The 13,979-nt window shown below is 63.1% G+C and carries 17 protein-coding genes; 15 read left to right on the top strand and 2 right to left on the bottom strand.

Annotated features, from left to right (window positions below; genetic code table 11):
• The first annotated feature begins 2 nt into the window (after nt 1–2).
• The 14 genes from ACXAG6_RS13105 (at nt 3) to ACXAG6_RS13040 (ending at nt 11,331) form a co-directional block, all read left to right on the top strand.
• The gene (locus tag ACXAG6_RS13105; RefSeq protein ID WP_475338143.1) at nt 3–1,211 is read left to right on the top strand and encodes a phage major capsid protein; all 1,209 of its coding nucleotides are present in this window, start codon (nt 3–5) and stop codon (nt 1,209–1,211) included.
• Between the two features lie 194 nt (nt 1,212–1,405).
• A complete protein-coding gene (locus ACXAG6_RS13100; RefSeq protein ID WP_475338142.1) occupies nt 1,406–2,002 on the top strand; it encodes a head-tail connector protein in 597 nt (198 codons plus the stop codon).
• Nucleotides 1,999–2,340, top strand: coding sequence for a head-tail adaptor protein (locus tag ACXAG6_RS13095; RefSeq protein ID WP_475338140.1), 342 nt, complete (start codon nt 1,999–2,001; stop codon nt 2,338–2,340). Before ACXAG6_RS13100 ends, ACXAG6_RS13095 begins: the two co-directional genes overlap by 4 nt.
• On the top strand, nt 2,337–2,744 hold the full coding sequence (locus ACXAG6_RS13090) for a DUF3168 domain-containing protein (RefSeq protein WP_475338139.1): 408 nt from the start codon (nt 2,337–2,339) through the stop codon (nt 2,742–2,744). The genes ACXAG6_RS13095 and ACXAG6_RS13090 overlap by 4 nt, the downstream gene beginning before the upstream one ends.
• Before the next feature lie 25 nt (nt 2,745–2,769).
• Nucleotides 2,770–3,183 (top strand): phage major tail protein, TP901-1 family, encoded by a 414-nt coding sequence (locus tag ACXAG6_RS13085; protein WP_475338138.1) that lies wholly within the window; start codon nt 2,770–2,772, stop codon nt 3,181–3,183.
• Nucleotides 3,184–3,185: 2 nt separating this feature from the next.
• Entirely contained in the window at nt 3,186–3,506 is a 321-nt protein-coding gene (locus tag ACXAG6_RS13080) for a gene transfer agent family protein (RefSeq protein ID WP_475338137.1), read from the top strand.
• Nucleotides 3,507–3,689: a rcc01693 family protein gene (locus ACXAG6_RS13075; protein ID WP_475338135.1), complete on the top strand. Its 183-nt coding sequence runs from the start codon at nt 3,507–3,509 to the stop codon at nt 3,687–3,689.
• Between the two features lie 4 nt (nt 3,690–3,693).
• On the top strand, nt 3,694–4,356 hold the full coding sequence (locus ACXAG6_RS13070) for a phage tail tape measure protein (RefSeq protein ID WP_140014276.1): 663 nt from the start codon (nt 3,694–3,696) through the stop codon (nt 4,354–4,356).
• 34 nt (nt 4,357–4,390) lie between these two features.
• Nucleotides 4,391–5,023: a phage distal tail protein, Rcc01695 family gene (locus ACXAG6_RS13065; RefSeq protein ID WP_475338134.1), complete on the top strand. Its 633-nt coding sequence runs from the start codon at nt 4,391–4,393 to the stop codon at nt 5,021–5,023.
• Nucleotides 5,020–5,946 (top strand): DUF2163 domain-containing protein, encoded by a 927-nt coding sequence (locus tag ACXAG6_RS13060; protein ID WP_475338133.1) that lies wholly within the window; start codon nt 5,020–5,022, stop codon nt 5,944–5,946. The genes ACXAG6_RS13065 and ACXAG6_RS13060 overlap by 4 nt, the downstream gene beginning before the upstream one ends.
• A gap of 13 nt (nt 5,947–5,959) precedes the next feature.
• Nucleotides 5,960–6,397 carry an NlpC/P60 family protein gene (locus ACXAG6_RS13055; protein ID WP_475339060.1) on the top strand — a complete coding sequence of 146 codons (438 nt, stop codon included), beginning with the start codon at nt 5,960–5,962 and terminating at the stop codon, nt 6,395–6,397.
• A complete protein-coding gene (locus ACXAG6_RS13050) occupies nt 6,397–10,329 on the top strand; it encodes a baseplate multidomain protein megatron (protein ID WP_475338132.1) in 3,933 nt (1,310 codons plus the stop codon). Before ACXAG6_RS13055 ends, ACXAG6_RS13050 begins: the two co-directional genes overlap by 1 nt.
• Nucleotides 10,322–11,032: a DUF2793 domain-containing protein gene (locus ACXAG6_RS13045; RefSeq protein WP_475338130.1), complete on the top strand. Its 711-nt coding sequence runs from the start codon at nt 10,322–10,324 to the stop codon at nt 11,030–11,032. Before ACXAG6_RS13050 ends, ACXAG6_RS13045 begins: the two co-directional genes overlap by 8 nt.
• On the top strand, nt 11,032–11,331 hold the full coding sequence (locus ACXAG6_RS13040; RefSeq protein WP_475338129.1) for a DUF7742 family protein: 300 nt from the start codon (nt 11,032–11,034) through the stop codon (nt 11,329–11,331). The genes ACXAG6_RS13045 and ACXAG6_RS13040 overlap by 1 nt, the downstream gene beginning before the upstream one ends.
• A 3-nt stretch (nt 11,332–11,334) precedes the next feature.
• Here ACXAG6_RS13040 and ACXAG6_RS13035 read toward each other — a convergent pair whose 3' ends face one another.
• Nucleotides 11,335–11,673, bottom strand: coding sequence for a TraR/DksA family transcriptional regulator (locus ACXAG6_RS13035; protein WP_475338128.1), 339 nt, complete (start codon nt 11,671–11,673; stop codon nt 11,335–11,337).
• Between the two features lie 91 nt (nt 11,674–11,764).
• Between ACXAG6_RS13035 and cysE the strand changes: the two genes are divergently transcribed.
• Nucleotides 11,765–12,574 carry a serine O-acetyltransferase gene (gene cysE / locus ACXAG6_RS13030; protein ID WP_140014281.1) on the top strand — a complete coding sequence of 270 codons (810 nt, stop codon included), beginning with the start codon at nt 11,765–11,767 and terminating at the stop codon, nt 12,572–12,574.
• A gap of 69 nt (nt 12,575–12,643) precedes the next feature.
• Here the strand turns inward: cysE and ACXAG6_RS13025 are convergent, their stop codons facing one another.
• A complete protein-coding gene (locus tag ACXAG6_RS13025) occupies nt 12,644–13,978 on the bottom strand; it encodes a pyruvate dehydrogenase complex dihydrolipoamide acetyltransferase (protein WP_475338126.1) in 1,335 nt (444 codons plus the stop codon).
• Between the last annotated feature and the right edge of the window lies 1 nt (nt 13,979).

Below are 13,979 nucleotides of genomic sequence, written 5' to 3'. Positions count from 1 at the left end.
CCATGAGCACTCCCGAGACTGGGTCCGGGGGCGGGCGAAGCGTGCCCGAAACCAAGACCCGAAAGCAGGCAACGCCGGTGGCTGAAGTGGCCTCGGCACTCACGGAATTTCTGGGCGAATTCAAATCGTTCCAGAACGACCTCGATACCCGCGTTCAGAAACAGGAAGAGCGACTGACTATGCTTCACAAGAAGAACATTTCCGCCGGGCGGCCCGCCCTTGCCGCCGCCAATGAGGCCGGTGCACCGCATCAGAAAGCCTTCAATGCCTATCTGCGCAACGGCGATGACGATGGGCTGCGCGGGCTGGAGTTGGAGGGCAAGGGCCTTTCCACCGCTGTGGCTGGCGATGGGGGCTATCTGGTGGATCCGCAGACGTCGGACACGATCAAGACTGTTCTGTCCAGCACGGCGAGCCTGCGGGCGGTTGCCAATGTGGTCACCGTCGAGGCGACCTCGTTTGACGTGCTGATCGACCGGGCCGACCTTGGCGCGGGATGGGCCACCGAGACGGGGGCCAGCGTGGAGACCGATACGCCGCAGATCGAGCGCATCACCATTCCGCTGCACGAACTCTCGGCCCTGCCCAAGGCGAGCCAGCGGCTTCTGGACGACTCGGCCTTCGATATCGACGGCTGGCTGGCGGACCGGATTGCCAAGAAGTTTGCCCGGGCTGAAGCTGCGTCTTTCATCAACGGTGATGGCAGCGACAAGCCGACCGGCATTCTGGAGCACACCATCGTGGCTGAGGGCACCCAGACCTGGGGTGAGCTGGGCTATATCGCGACCGGCGCCGATGGCGACATTGGCGATACGGACGGGCTTGTTGATCTGGTCTATTCGCTCGGGGCGGAATACCGCGCCAATGCGACCTTCGTGATGAACTCGAAGACCGCCGGGTCGATCCGCAAGCTGAAGGATGCGGACGGGCGCTTCATGTGGTCGGACGGGCTCGCGGCCGGTGAGCCGGCGCGGTTGCTCGGCTATCCGGTGCTGATTGCAGAGGACATGCCCGACATTGCCACGGATGCACATGCCATCGCCTTTGGCGACTTCCAGGCTGGCTACACCATTGCCGAGCGGCCCGATCTGCGGGTGCTGCGTGATCCGTTCTCGGCCAAGCCGCATGTGCTGTTCTACGCGACCAAGCGCGTCGGCGGCGACGTGAGTGACTTCGAGGCGATCAAGCTCCTGAAGTTCTCGGCCTCCTAAGGGCCGGGGAAGGCCCGGGTGGCGCGGTTGCGCTGCCCGGGACGCGACACGGGCGTGCGCCGGGGCGGTCGGGTTTCCGGGCGCGCCATGCGGTGCCGATGCTGCTCCCCTCCGTCCGGGTGGCGCATGGGGCGTGCGCCCGTGGCCACCCGCGAGGTGCGGGGGAGGGCTGAGTGATTTCGGGAGACAGACACATGATATTGACCGAGCTGACCTCGGTGCAGGCGGCGGCGCTGCCGGTGACCGAGTTCAAGGCGCATCTGCGCATGGGCACCGGCTTTTCCGACGAGGGTGCGGAGGATGGGCTGCTGGAGTTGCTCCTGCGAGCGGCCCTTGCGGCGGTGGAGGCCTGGACTGGCAAGGTATTGCTGGAGCGGGATTTTCGATGGGTGCTCGCCCATTGGCGGGGAGATGACACGATGGCGCTGCCGGTGGCCCCGGTCAGCGGCATCACGGCGGTGAAAACTGTCGATCTGCTGGATTGGGAGAGCGTTGTTGAGCCGGGAAAATACCGGCTTGAGCCTGACACCCATCGCCCGCTGATCCGGGCGACGGGCACGGCTTTTCCGTCGGTGCCGAAGGGCGGGAAGATCGTGATTGAGTTTGATGCGGGGTTTGGCCCGGCGTGGAGCGATATCCCCGCCGATCTGGGGCAGGCTGTGCTGCTGCTGGCCGGGCACTACTACGACTATCGCCATGAGGCGCGGCCGGGGGAAGGGGTGATCCCTTACGGGGTGTCTGCGCTGATCGAGCGTTGGCGCTCCATTCGGATCACCGGGGGGCGGACATGAAACGGCCCCCCGCATTGAACCGCAAGCTGGTGCTGGAAGCCCCGGAGCGGATGCCGGACGGGCTGGGAGGCTGGAGCCAGACATGGGCCGAGTTGGGCCAGCTTTGGGCTGAGGTCAAGTCGGGCAGTGGACGGGAGAAGGCGGATGAATTTTTGACGGTTTCATCTGTGCCTTACCGCATCACCGTGCGTGCGGCGCCGCCCGGCGCGATGAGCCGCCCGAAACCTGAGCAGCGGTTCAGGGAGGGGCAGAGGATCTATCGGATCTTGGCGGTGGCCGAGCGTGATGAGTTTGGCCGCTACCTGACCTGCTACGCGCGTGAGGAGATTTCGGCATGAGTTATGGAGCTTCTGCGGCGCTTCAGGCCGCGGTTTACCAGCATATTCAGACAGATCCCGGTGTGGCAGCCCTTGTGGGCAGTGACATCTACGATGCAGCCCCGCCCGGCACGCCACCGGGCACCTATGTGAGCCTCGGGCCGGAAGAGGTGCTCTCGCGTTGCGACTGCACGGGGGAGGCGGCGCTGCATCGGTTTACGGTGAGCGTTGTCACGGATGCGGCGGGGTTTGGCACCGCCAAGCAGATTGCCGGGGCGATCAGTGACGCGCTGCTCGACGCCGAGCTTTCGCTCAGCCGGGGCACCTTGGTGAGCTTGAAATTTGAACGTGCTCGCGCCCGCAGGGTGGGCGAGGGCGACCAACGTCGGATTGATCTGCGCTTTGCGGCGTGGATCGACGACTGACCTTTCATCCTGAAGGAGAACGCAAATGGTTGCCCAGAACGGCAAAGACCTTTTGATCAAGATGGACATGACCGGCAGCGGGCTGTTCGAAACCGTGGCCGGCCTGCGGGCGACGCGGGTGAGCTTTAACGCGGAGAGCGTTGATGTCACCAGCCTTGAGAGCCAGGGCGGCTGGCGTGAGCTGCTGGCAGGTGCGGGGGTGAAGAGCGCCAATATCAGTGGCTCGGGAGTGTTTCGCGACGAGGACAGCGACGAGCGGGCACGGCAGATCTTTTTTGACGGCGAGATGCCGGAGTTTCAGGTCATCATCCCGGATTTTGGCGTGGTGGAGGGGGCGTTTCAGATCACCAGTGTGGAATACGCGGGCAGCCACGATGGCGAGGCGACCTATGAGTTGGCGCTGGCCTCGGCGGGTGCGCTGAGTTTCACGGCGATCTGACCATGGTCAATCCTTGGGCGGGAGAGGCGGTGCTGGTGCTGAATGGCACGGAGCACCGCTGCAAGCTGACGCTGGGTGCGTTGGCGGAATTGGAGGAGGCGCTGGAGACCAGCACCCTGATGGAGCTGGTTGAGCGCTTTGAAGCGGGGCGGTTCAGCACGCGCGACGTGCTGGCGCTGCTGGTGGCCGGGTTGCGGGGCGGTGGCTGGAATGGCAGCGCCGCCGACCTGCGCACCGTTGAGATCGGCGGGGGGCCTGTGGAGGCCGCCCGTGTTGCCGCTGAGTTGCTGGCGCGGGCCTTCGCCTTGCCCAAGGGGGCCTGAGTGGATTGGGCAGGCCTGCTGCGACGGGGCCTGCTGGAGCTGCGGCTGAAGCCTGCCGAGTTCTGGGCGCTGACCCCGGTGGAACTGATGGTGATGCTGGGGCTGGAGCAGGCGGCCCCGCCGCTGACACGGTCACGGCTGGCCGAACTGGCCGCCGCTTTCCCTGACCAACCGAAGGAATGATCTGATGGCAGATTTCGATGGGGCCGAGGCCCTTGAAGCGCAGGTGGATGCGTTGGAAGGCGCCTTTGTGGGCGCCGCACAGATGGCTGCGGCCTTTGATGGCGAGCTTATGCGGATGCAGTCGAGCCTCACCGTGACGCAGGCCAATGTTGGCCAGCTCTCAAGCCAGATCGGGCGCGGACTGCGCAAGGCGTTTGACGGGCTGATCTTTGACGGGATGCGGCTTTCGGAAGCGCTGCGCACGGTTGCCGAAGCGATGATCAACGCGACCTACAACGCCGCGATGAAGCCGATCACCAACCACTTTGGCAGCCTGATCGGGCAGGGGGTGGAGAGTTTTATCACCGGCGGGATGGCCTTTGAGAAGGGAGGCAGCTTTTCGCAGGGGCGGGTGCAGCCCTTTGCGCGGGGTGGGGTGGTTTCATCGCCAACCTATTTCCCGATGCGAAACGGGCGCGGGCTGATGGGCGAGGCGGGGCCTGAGGCGATCATGCCGCTGGCGCGGGGCGCGGATGGCTCGCTTGGGGTGAAGACCCAGGGCGGGGGGCGGCCTGTCAACGTGGTGATGAACATTTCGACGCCGGATGTGAGGGGGTTTGAGCGCAGCCGTGCGCAGGTGGCGGCGCAGATGACGCGGGCCTTGGCGCAGGGGCAGCGCAACCGCTGAGGCTTGCAGAGCAGCAATTGGAAGGATGGAGCAGATGGGTTTTCATGAGGTGCGGTTTCCGGCGAGCCTGAGCTTTGGCTCGGTCGGCGGGCCGGAACGGCGGACAGAGATCGTGACGCTGGCGAACGGGTTTGAGGAGCGCAATACGCCTTGGGCACACTCGCGGCGCAGGTATGATGCCGGGCTGGGCATGCGCTCGCTGGATGATGTGGAAACCTTGCTGGCCTTCTTCGAGGCGCGGCGCGGCCAGCTTTATGGGTTTCGCTGGAAGGATTGGTCGGACTTCAAGACTGGTGCCGCCAGCGCAACGCCGGGCTGGCAGGATGAGGTGATTGGGACCGGGGATGGGGTGACCCGGAGCTTTCAGCTTTCGAAAATCTATGCCTCGGGTGGCGCCTCTTATACCCGCCCAATCCGCAAGCCGGTTTCTGGCTCGGTGACGGCGGGGATCGAAGGAACATACTACCGGGAGGGGCTTCATTTTGAGGTCGATACGGCGACCGGGATGATCACTTTCGAGGATGCGCCCTCTATCGGGTTTACGGTGACGGCGGGGTTTGAGTTTGACGTGCCGGTGCGGTTTGACACCGACCGGATTCAGACCAGCGTGGCCAGCTTCAAGGCCGGCGACGTGCCGACGGTGCCGGTGGTGGAGTTGCGGCTGTGAGCGGGGCGGAGGCGCTGCATGCGCATCTTGGCGGGGGCATTACATCGGTTTGCCGCTGCTGGTCGGTCACGCGGGCTGATGGCGCGGTGCTCGGGTTTACCGATCATGACGAGAGCGTTGCGTTTGATGAGATCTCCTTTCGGGCCAACAGCGGGCTGACGGCGAAGGCGCTGGTGCAGGGCACGGGGCTTGCGGTGGACAACACCGAAGCGCTGGGGGCTCTGATGAGCGAAGCGATCACCGAGGAAGACCTTTTGGCCGGTCACTATGACGGGGCCGAGGTGCGCGCATGGTTGGTGAACTGGGCCGATCCCTCTGCCCGGATGATGCTGTTTCGGGGGACGATTGGCGAGGTGTCGCGGGCCAATGGTGCCTTTGAGGCGGAATTGCGCGGCCTGACCGAGGCGCTGAACCAACCGCAGGGGCGGGTGTATCAGCCGCAGTGCAGTGCTGTGCTGGGTGACGGGATGTGCCGCTTTGACCTTTCTGCACCCGGCTATCGCGCCGATCTGGCGGTCGAGGCGGTGGACGATGGCAGGGTGTTTCGGTTTGCCGGTCTCGATGACTATGAGCCACGTTGGTTTGAGCGCGGAAGCCTGCGTGTTGTGAGCGGCGCGGCGGAGGGGCTTGTCGGGATCGTCAAGAATGACAGGCTTTCCAACGATGGGCGCGTGGTTGAGCTTTGGGAGCAACTGCCTGCGCAGATCGAGGCCGGAGACATGATCCGGCTTGAGGCGGGCTGCGACAAGCGGGCGGAGACTTGCAGGCTCAAGTTTGACAACTTCCTGAATTTTCGCGGCTTCCCCTACATCCCCGGCGAGGACTGGCTGATGAGCTATCCGAAACGCGGCGGTGTGAACGAAGGCGGGAGCAAGTTCCGGACTCTCCTGTCGGAGGCGCTTGATGGCCTGCAAGATGAGTGAGCCAAGGGACGATATGCCTGCGCGGGCCGTATGGGCCGCGCGCAGTTGGGTTGGCACACCGTACCGCCACCAGGCGTCGTGCAAAGGGGCCGGCTGCGACTGCCTTGGGCTCTTGCGGGGCGTTTGGCGGGAGCTTTGGGGGCGTGAGCCGGAACAGGTGCCTGCCTACAGCCGCGATTGGTCGGAGCCGTCGCGCGAAGAAGCGCTTTGGGCCGCAGCGCGGCGGCATCTGCGTGAGAAAGCTCTAACCGAGGCGTCGCCCGGGGACGTGATCTTGTTTCGGATGCGCGATGGCGCCGTGGCCAAGCATTTGGGGCTGCAGGCGCGGGTTGGTGAGAGTGCCTCATTCATCCATGCCTATTCGGGGCATGGCGTGGTGGAAAGCTCGTTTACCCGGCCGTGGATGCGGCGGGTGGTGGCACGATTTGAATTTCCCGAAGGGGGTGGCTGATGGCGACGATTATACTTTCGGCAGCGGGAGCTGCGCTTGGCTCGTCGCTTGGTGGCACGTTTCTTGGCCTGTCGGGCGCGGTAATTGGCCGTGCGATTGGCGCAACGCTCGGGCGGGTGATCGACCAGCGCTTGATGGGGCAGGGCAGCCAGGTTGTGGAAACCGGCAAGGTTGAGCGGTTTCGGGTGACGGGCGCCAGTGAAGGCGCACCAATAGGGCAGATCTACGGGCGGATGCGCGTGGGTGGGCAGGTGATTTGGGCGACCCAGTTCAAGGAGACCGTTCGTGAGGAAGACACGGGCGGCAAGGGGGCCCCGTCGGGCCCAACCGTGCGCAGTTACTCCTATTCGATCAGCTTGGCTGTTGCGCTTTGTGAAGGGGAGATCAGCCGGGTTGGACGGATTTGGGCCGATGGGGTGGAGCTTGCGCCGGATGATCTGAACATGCGGGTTTATACCGGGAGCGAAGATCAGCTGCCGGACCCGAAGATGGAGGCCGTTGAGGGAGAGGGCCGTGTGCCTGCCTATCGCGGGGTGGCTTACGTGGTGCTTGAGGATCTTGAACTGGGAGATTTTGGCAACCGCGTTCCGCAACTCTCATTTGAGGTTGTTCGTCCGGTGATCGAGGAGGCCGATACGCCGGAAGCCCGAAGCCTGAGCCGCGTGGTCAAGGCCGTGGCGCTTGTGCCCGGCACCGGCGAATACGCCTTGGCGACAACACCTGTGCACTATGATTTCGGGCTTGGGGAGAGCCAATCGGCCAACGTCAACTCGCCAACCGGCAAGACGGACTTCTCGGTGTCGCTCGACACTTTGAACGAAGAACTGCCGGCCTGCGGCTCGGTTTCAATGGTGGTCAGTTGGTTTGGCGATGACCTGCGATGTGGTGCTTGCCAGATCAAGCCGAAGGTGGAGCAGGCAGACCACGACGGCAAGCCGATGGCGTGGAAGGTCAGCGGGGTGAGCCGGGCGAGTGCCGATTTGACGCCGCAAACGGAAGAGGGCCGACCGATTTATGGCGGCACCCCGGCGGATAAGGCGGTGGCCCAGGCGATTGCCGCGCTGAAGGAATCTCGGCAGGAGGTTGTTTTTTATCCGTTCATCCTGATGGATCAGCTGGAAGGCAACGGCCTTGCAGACCCGTGGAGCGATGCAAGCGATCAGCCGAAGCTGCCATGGCGTGGGCGGATCACCCAATCCATCGCAGCGGGGCGCGACGGTTCGCCAGATGGCACCGCGAGTGCGGAGGCTGAAGTTGCCGCGTTCTTCGGCACAGCCTCGGCTTCAGATTTCAGCGTGGCCGGAACGGCGGTGAGCTACACAGGCCCGGCTGAATGGTCATTTCGGCGTTTCATTTTGCACTATGCGCATCTTTGCGTTGCTGCGGGCGGCGTTGACGCCTTTTGCCTCGGTTCGGAGATGCGCGGGCTGACCCAGATCCGCGGGGCCAGCGGCTTTCCGGCGGTGGCGCAGATGCAGGCTTTGGCGGCCGAACTGCGCAGCATTCTGGGGCCGTCCTGCAAGATTGGCTATGCGGCTGATTGGAGCGAGTATTTTGGCTACCATCCGCAGGATGGGTCGGGAGATGTGTTCTTTCATCTCGATCCGCTCTGGGCTGATCCCAATGTCGATTTCATCGGTATCGACAATTACATGCCGCTCTCTGACTGGCGCGAGGGTGATGAACACGCCGATGCGGCGGCGGGCGCGATTTATAACCTCGATTACCTGAAGGCCAATGTGGCCGGCGGGGAGGGGTATGACTGGTATTACGCCCATGATGCAGCACGCGATGCTCAGATCCGCACGCCGATTGTGGATCAGGCCCATGGTGAGGATTGGGTGTTTCGCTACAAGGATTTGAAGAGCTGGTGGCAGAACGAACATTTTGAGCGTGTTGGCGGGGTGCGACAAGCGCAGCCGACTGCGTGGATGCCGCAGAGCAAGCCGATCTGGTTTACCGAGCTGGGTTGCGCTGCACTCGACAAGGGCACCAATCAACCAAACAAGTTTCTGGATGCGAAGAGCTCTGAAAGCGGGCTGCCCCACTACTCGGATGGCACGCGCGATGACCTTATTCAGGCACAATACCTGAGGGCAATGTCGGCGCATTTTGATAACCCGGCAAACAACCCGGTGTCGGCAGAGTATGGCGGGGCGATGGTGGACATGAGCCGGGCGCATGTTTGGGCTTGGGATGCGCGACCTTTTCCCTATTTCCCGGCGGCGTTGGACCTTTGGAGCGATGGTGAAAACTACGCCCGAGGGCATTGGCTGAACGGGCGCGCGACGAGTGAGGCGCTTTCGGCGGTGGTTGCCGAAATCTGCCTGCGCTCGGGCGTCTCACTGGATGCTCTCGATCTGGGCGAACTCTATGGCTTGGTGCGGGGCTTTACGGTGACCGATCTTGCCGGCGCGCGCTCCGCATTGCAGCCCTTGATGCTGGCCTTCGGCTTCGACGCGGTGGAGCGAGACGGGGTTTTGCGCTTTGCGAGCCGAACGGGCGTGCCGGTGGGCGGCATCAGCCGGGAGACGCTGGCGGTGACAGAGGATCTTGACGCCGACATCACGCTGGTGCGCGCACCTTCGGCGGAGACGGCAGGCAAGGTGCGGCTCAATTATGTTGAGAGCAACGGCGATTATGAGGTGCGGGCGGCGGAGGCGATCTTTCCGGATGAGTCGACCTTCGCGGTGGCGCAGTCGGAGTTGCCGCTAGCACTGACACAGGCCGAGGCGCAGAGCATTGTGGAGCGCTGGCTTTCGGAGAGCAGAATTGCGCGAGACACCGCGCGCTTTGCTTTGCCGCCATCCCGTTTGAAAATCGGGGCAGGTGACGTGATCACGCTACCGACGGAGGACCGCGCGGCCCGCTACCGCGTTGACCGAGTGGAGCAGGCGGGCAGCCAGATTATTGATGCGGTGCGGGTTGAGCCGAACGTTTACAAGCCCAGCGATGCGATTGAATCCCCTGCAACACTCGTTCCCTTCGTGCCTCCCTTGCCGGTTTATCCGCTTTTTCTCGACCTGCCGTTGCTGACCGGCGAGGAGGTGGAACATGCGCCGCATGTTGCGGCGACGGCGCGACCGTGGCCGGGTAGCGTGGCGGTGTATGGTTCCGCCACGGGCGATGACTATGAGCTTAACCGGCTGCTCACGGCCCGCGCGACGATTGGCGTAACAGAGACGCCCTTGGTTGCTGGGCGACCGGGGCAGTGGGAATGGGGTGAACCTTTGCGCGTGCGCCTCAGCGCGGGTGCGCTCTCCTCCGCGACGGAAGGCCAGGTTCTTGCAGGTCGCAATGCGGTGGCGATTGGGGATGGATCGCCGGGCAACTGGGAGGTGTTCCAGTTTGTTACGGCGGACCTCGTCTCAAGCCGGACGTATGAGCTGAAGCAACGCTTGCGGGGGCAGCTTGGCACGGATGGGCTGATGCCAGACGTCTGGCCCGTGGGGAGCCAGGTGGTGCTGCTGGACAGCAGCCTTGTGCAGATCGACCTCGCCAGTTCTGCGCGGCGACTTTCTCGTCATTACCGGATTGGCCCTGCAGGGCGGCCCTATACGGATGCGTCGTTCGTAGAACGACAAGAGGCATTCGATGGCAATGGGCTCCGGCCATATGCCCCTGTCCACCTCAAGGGCCGCCGGGATGAAAGCGGGGATCTGGAAGTGAGCTGGATCCGGCGCACGCGGATGGACGGCGACAGTTGGGATGTGCCGGAGGTGCCACTCGGGGAAGCCAGCGAGGCCTATACGCTGCGAGTCGTGCAGGCCGAAGCGGTGGTGCGGGAAGTGACAGTAGCCGCGGTGGGTTGGACCTACACCGCCTCGCAGCAGGCCAGTGACGGCGTGACCGGCGCCTTCGAGATTCACGTGGCCCAGATCTCGGAACGGTATGGGCCGGGTCTTTTTGGAAAGGTAGAGATCAATGGATGAGACCACGCAGCTCAAGTTGCCACTCTTGCAGGCCAGTCAGGCGCAGAAACATGTGACAGTGAACGCCGCGCTCATGCGGTTGGACGGGTTGGCGCAACTTCGGCTTCAGTCCGCCACAACCACAACGCCGCCGGGTGTTGTGGTGGATGGGGAATGCTGGTTTGTGCCGAGCGGCTCTGTCAACGCATGGGCGGGGCAGGGCGGGCAGATTGCCATTGGTAATAACGGTGGCTGGGCCTTTGTCGACCCGCAAGTCGGGTGGCGAGCCTGGATCATCGACACAGCAACCGACGCGCTTTGGGACGGAACGGCGTGGCAGCCGCCGCTGATGGCCGCGAGCCCTTCCGGCGCTGCGTCCAAGATGCAGATATTGGAGTTTGACCACAGCATCGCAGCGGGGCCCTCTGACACGACGGTTACGCAGGTGCCTGCAAATTCGATGGTGTTTGCAATCTCCGCGCGAGTTATCACCGAAATAACCGGGACGCTGAGTGCGTGGACCTTTGGCATCAACGGATCTGAAAGCCAGTTTGGCTCCGGGCTTGGCCTTGGGCAAGGTTCCTATTGTACAGGGCTACTCGGAACGCCGACCACTTGGTACTCGGCATCGCCGCTCAAGCTCAGCGCGGTGGGTGGTGACTTTACAGGCGGGGCGATCCGCGTGGCAGCGCATTACTACACGATAGATCTGCCGAGCCTCTGATGCGCCCTCTACAACACTGTGACATCTGCGAGGTTGCCCGTGTGCTTTTGCCACTTGAGGCGGAGCAGCGGGCACCGGCGCTGGACCGGTTTATCGCGCTCGCGGATGCGGCGGATCGGTTTCGGCAGGCAACTGGGCGAGTGCATAAACATTGGGGCGACGGCACACTTGGTGCCGCTGTTGGTCGGCAGCCGCGTGCTCCCGCGCGGAGCTTTGAAGATGTCGATTATGCGCAGTGTTGGGCGATGGTGCTGGATGGGGTCGTGCGGTTTCGGACAGGGCAGGGGGTGATGACCTGAGCCTCAGCCACGGGCGCAGGTGATACAGAGGGCGGCTGCAGGGTCATGCTCTAGCCGGGCTTTGGCGATCTCTTCTCCACAATCCACACAATAGCCAAACTCCCCCTCCTCCATCCGGGCGAGCGCGGCATTGATCCGCTGTTTCTCCGCAGCCCGCATCCGGCTTGCGGCCTGAGCCATTGCCTGTGATTGCAGGGCATCCATACGGCTCAGCCGCCCAACCGACTGCTGATACAATTCCACAACTTTCTTTCCGTCTTCGCCCAGCACCTCCCCATCGGACAGTTCCTGCAGCCTCGCTTGCAGGCGCCTTTCAAAGGCTTGTTGCCTTGGGTCATCCATCACGATTGGTTTTCCTCCCCATCTTTCTTTGCAATTGGCCCCGTGGCCCTATTTGCGTTAGAACGCTAGCAGCACGCGCAAGGACATGACCATGGCCCAGACGAAGAGCAAGCTCAGTGAGGTGGATCCCGTATGGGACCGGATCATCCGAGAGGGTGAGGAAGCGATCAGCTTGGAACCCCTCCTAGGAGGGCTCATGCACTCCTGTGTTCTGCACCATAAGTCGATGGAGCAGGCGCTTGCGTTTCGGGTTTCGATGAAGCTCGCGTCGGGTGAAATGTCTGAGCAGCTTCTGCGTGAGATCGCCGACGAAGCCTATGCTGCGGACGTAACGATCGGGCAGGCAGCACGGGCTGATCTTGTGGCTGTTTTTGAGCGTGATCCGGCGTGCCACCGCTTTTTGCAGCCGCTGATGTATTTCAAGGGCTACCAAGCTATCCAAGCCTACCGAATTGGCCATTGGCTCTGGAAGCAGGGCCGGCAGGACATGGCGTATTTCTTCCAAATGCGCATCTCGGAGACCTTCGGGGTCGACATTCACCCTGCCTGCCGCGTCGGCAAGGGCATCTTCCTCGACCATGCTCATTCCATCGTCTTTGGCGAAACCGCCGTGGTTGGAGACAACGTGTCAATCCTCCACTCTGTAACGCTCGGAGGCACCGGCAAGGAAGACGAGGACCGGCACCCGAAAATCGGCGATGGCGTGCTGATCGGAGCGGGTGCTAAAGTGCTCGGTAATATTACGGTCGGCTGCTGCTCGCGCATTGCTGCTGGCTCGGTGGTGTTGCATGACGTGCCGCCAGAAAGCACCGTAGCCGGGGTACCTGCCAAGATCGTGGGCAAGGCAGGCTGCTCACAGCCTTCGGTTTCGATGAACCAGCTCTTGGGCGGTGCTGACTAACGCAATTTCCCGAAGGGCAAAGAAAAAGGGCCGCTGTTGAGCGGCCCTTCTCGTGTTCTGTGGTGACGCTCAGGCGAGCATGACCATTGGATTTTCGAGGTTTTCGGTGAGCGCCTTGAGGAACTCCGCGCCGAGCGCTCCGTCAATCACCCGGTGGTCGACCGAAAGCGTGACGCTCATCACCGTGGCCACGGTCAGCTCCCCATCCATCCCGACAACCGGTTTTTTCACCCCAGCGCCCACTGCGAGGATGGCCCCGTGGGGCGGGTTGATGACGGCATCGAAGTTGTCGATCCCGAACATACCGAGGTTGGAGATGGCAAAGGTGCCGCCCTGGTATTCATGCGGCGCGAGCTTGCGATCACGTGCACGAGTGGCAAGGTCTTTCATCTCGGCAGAAAGTGCGGAGAGGCTCTTGGTGTCGGCATCCTTGAGCACAGGCGTGAACAGCCCGCCTTCGATAGCCACGGCCACGGCCACGTCCGACGGCTTCAGCTTCAGCACTCGGTCTCCGGCCCAAACGGCATTGCAGTCGGGCACGGATTGCAGCGCGAGGGCACAGGCCTTGATTATGAAGTCGTTCACCGAAAGCTTTACGCCGCGGCCTTCAAGCTGCTTGTTCAGCTGGCTGCGGAACTTGAGCAGCGCATCAAGCTGAATGTCACGCCGCAGGTAGAAGTGCGGGATCGTCTGCTTGGCCTCGGTGAGACGGGCGGCAATGGTTTTGCGCATCCCGTCGAGCTTGACCTCTTCGTACTCGCGGCCCTCGTACATCTTGATGACGGTCTCGGTGGAGGGACCAGCGGGTGCTGCCGCAGCGGCTGCCGGGGTGGCGGCCTTGCTTTCCTCCTTGGCGGGGGCGGCACCGGGCTTGGCGCTTTCGACATCGGCCTTCACAATCCGCCCCTTGGGGCCGGACCCCTTGATGGCAGTCAGGTCGATGCCCTTTTCCTTTGCAATCCGGCGCGCCAGCGGCGATGCGAAGACGCGTTCGCCATCTTTCTCGGGGGCTGCCGGGGCCTTTACGTCAGACTTTTCAGCTGCGCCGGACGACTTGACTGCGGGCTCGCCCGAACGTTCCTGGCCCACGGGTTTGGCCGAGGATTCCTCTTTCGGCGCAGAGCTGCCGGATGAGGCAGCCCCAATGTCATCGGCGCTTTCACCGTCTTCGAGCATCACCGCGATGGGCGTATTCACCGCCACACCCTCGGTGCCTTCCTCGATCAGGATCTTGCCGATCACACCTTCATCGACGGCCTCAAATTCCATCGTCGCCTTATCGGTCTCGATTTCTGCCAGCAGGTCGCCTGAGGAGACGGTATCGCCTTCTTTTACCAGCCATTTCGCAAGCGTGCCTTGCTCCATGGTCGGCGAGAGGGCGGGCATCAAAACTTCGGTGGGCATG

It is taken from the genome of Vannielia sp. ABF1_015 (genome assembly GCF_056160745.1).
The sequence above is the reverse complement of the archived record's forward strand: the minus strand, read 5'-3'. Positions and strand labels throughout refer to the sequence as shown.

Bases quoted from the DNA above. Each gene is read 5' to 3' on its own strand.
- ACXAG6_RS13105 (WP_475338143.1), top strand. From the start codon at position 3: ATGAGCACTCCCGAGACTGGGTCCGGGGGCGGGCGAAGCGTGCCCGAA.
- ACXAG6_RS13025 (WP_475338126.1), bottom strand. From the start codon at position 13,978: ATGCCCACCGAAGTTTTGATGCCCGCCCTCTCGCCGACCATGGAGCAA.
- ACXAG6_RS13090 (WP_475338139.1), top strand. From the start codon at position 2,337: ATGAGTTATGGAGCTTCTGCGGCGCTTCAGGCCGCGGTTTACCAGCAT.
- cysE (WP_140014281.1), top strand. From the start codon at position 11,765: ATGGCCCAGACGAAGAGCAAGCTCAGTGAGGTGGATCCCGTATGGGAC.
- ACXAG6_RS13080 (WP_475338137.1), top strand. From the start codon at position 3,186: ATGGTCAATCCTTGGGCGGGAGAGGCGGTGCTGGTGCTGAATGGCACG.
- ACXAG6_RS13095 (WP_475338140.1), top strand. From the start codon at position 1,999: ATGAAACGGCCCCCCGCATTGAACCGCAAGCTGGTGCTGGAAGCCCCG.
- ACXAG6_RS13065 (WP_475338134.1), top strand. From the start codon at position 4,391: ATGGGTTTTCATGAGGTGCGGTTTCCGGCGAGCCTGAGCTTTGGCTCG.
- ACXAG6_RS13045 (WP_475338130.1), top strand. From the start codon at position 10,322: ATGGATGAGACCACGCAGCTCAAGTTGCCACTCTTGCAGGCCAGTCAG.
- ACXAG6_RS13040 (WP_475338129.1), top strand. From the start codon at position 11,032: ATGCGCCCTCTACAACACTGTGACATCTGCGAGGTTGCCCGTGTGCTT.
- ACXAG6_RS13050 (WP_475338132.1), top strand. From the start codon at position 6,397: ATGGCGACGATTATACTTTCGGCAGCGGGAGCTGCGCTTGGCTCGTCG.
- ACXAG6_RS13035 (WP_475338128.1), bottom strand. From the start codon at position 11,673: ATGGATGACCCAAGGCAACAAGCCTTTGAAAGGCGCCTGCAAGCGAGG.
- ACXAG6_RS13085 (WP_475338138.1), top strand. From the start codon at position 2,770: ATGGTTGCCCAGAACGGCAAAGACCTTTTGATCAAGATGGACATGACC.
- ACXAG6_RS13070 (WP_140014276.1), top strand. From the start codon at position 3,694: ATGGCAGATTTCGATGGGGCCGAGGCCCTTGAAGCGCAGGTGGATGCG.
- ACXAG6_RS13055 (WP_475339060.1), top strand. From the start codon at position 5,960: ATGCCTGCGCGGGCCGTATGGGCCGCGCGCAGTTGGGTTGGCACACCG.
- ACXAG6_RS13100 (WP_475338142.1), top strand. From the start codon at position 1,406: ATGATATTGACCGAGCTGACCTCGGTGCAGGCGGCGGCGCTGCCGGTG.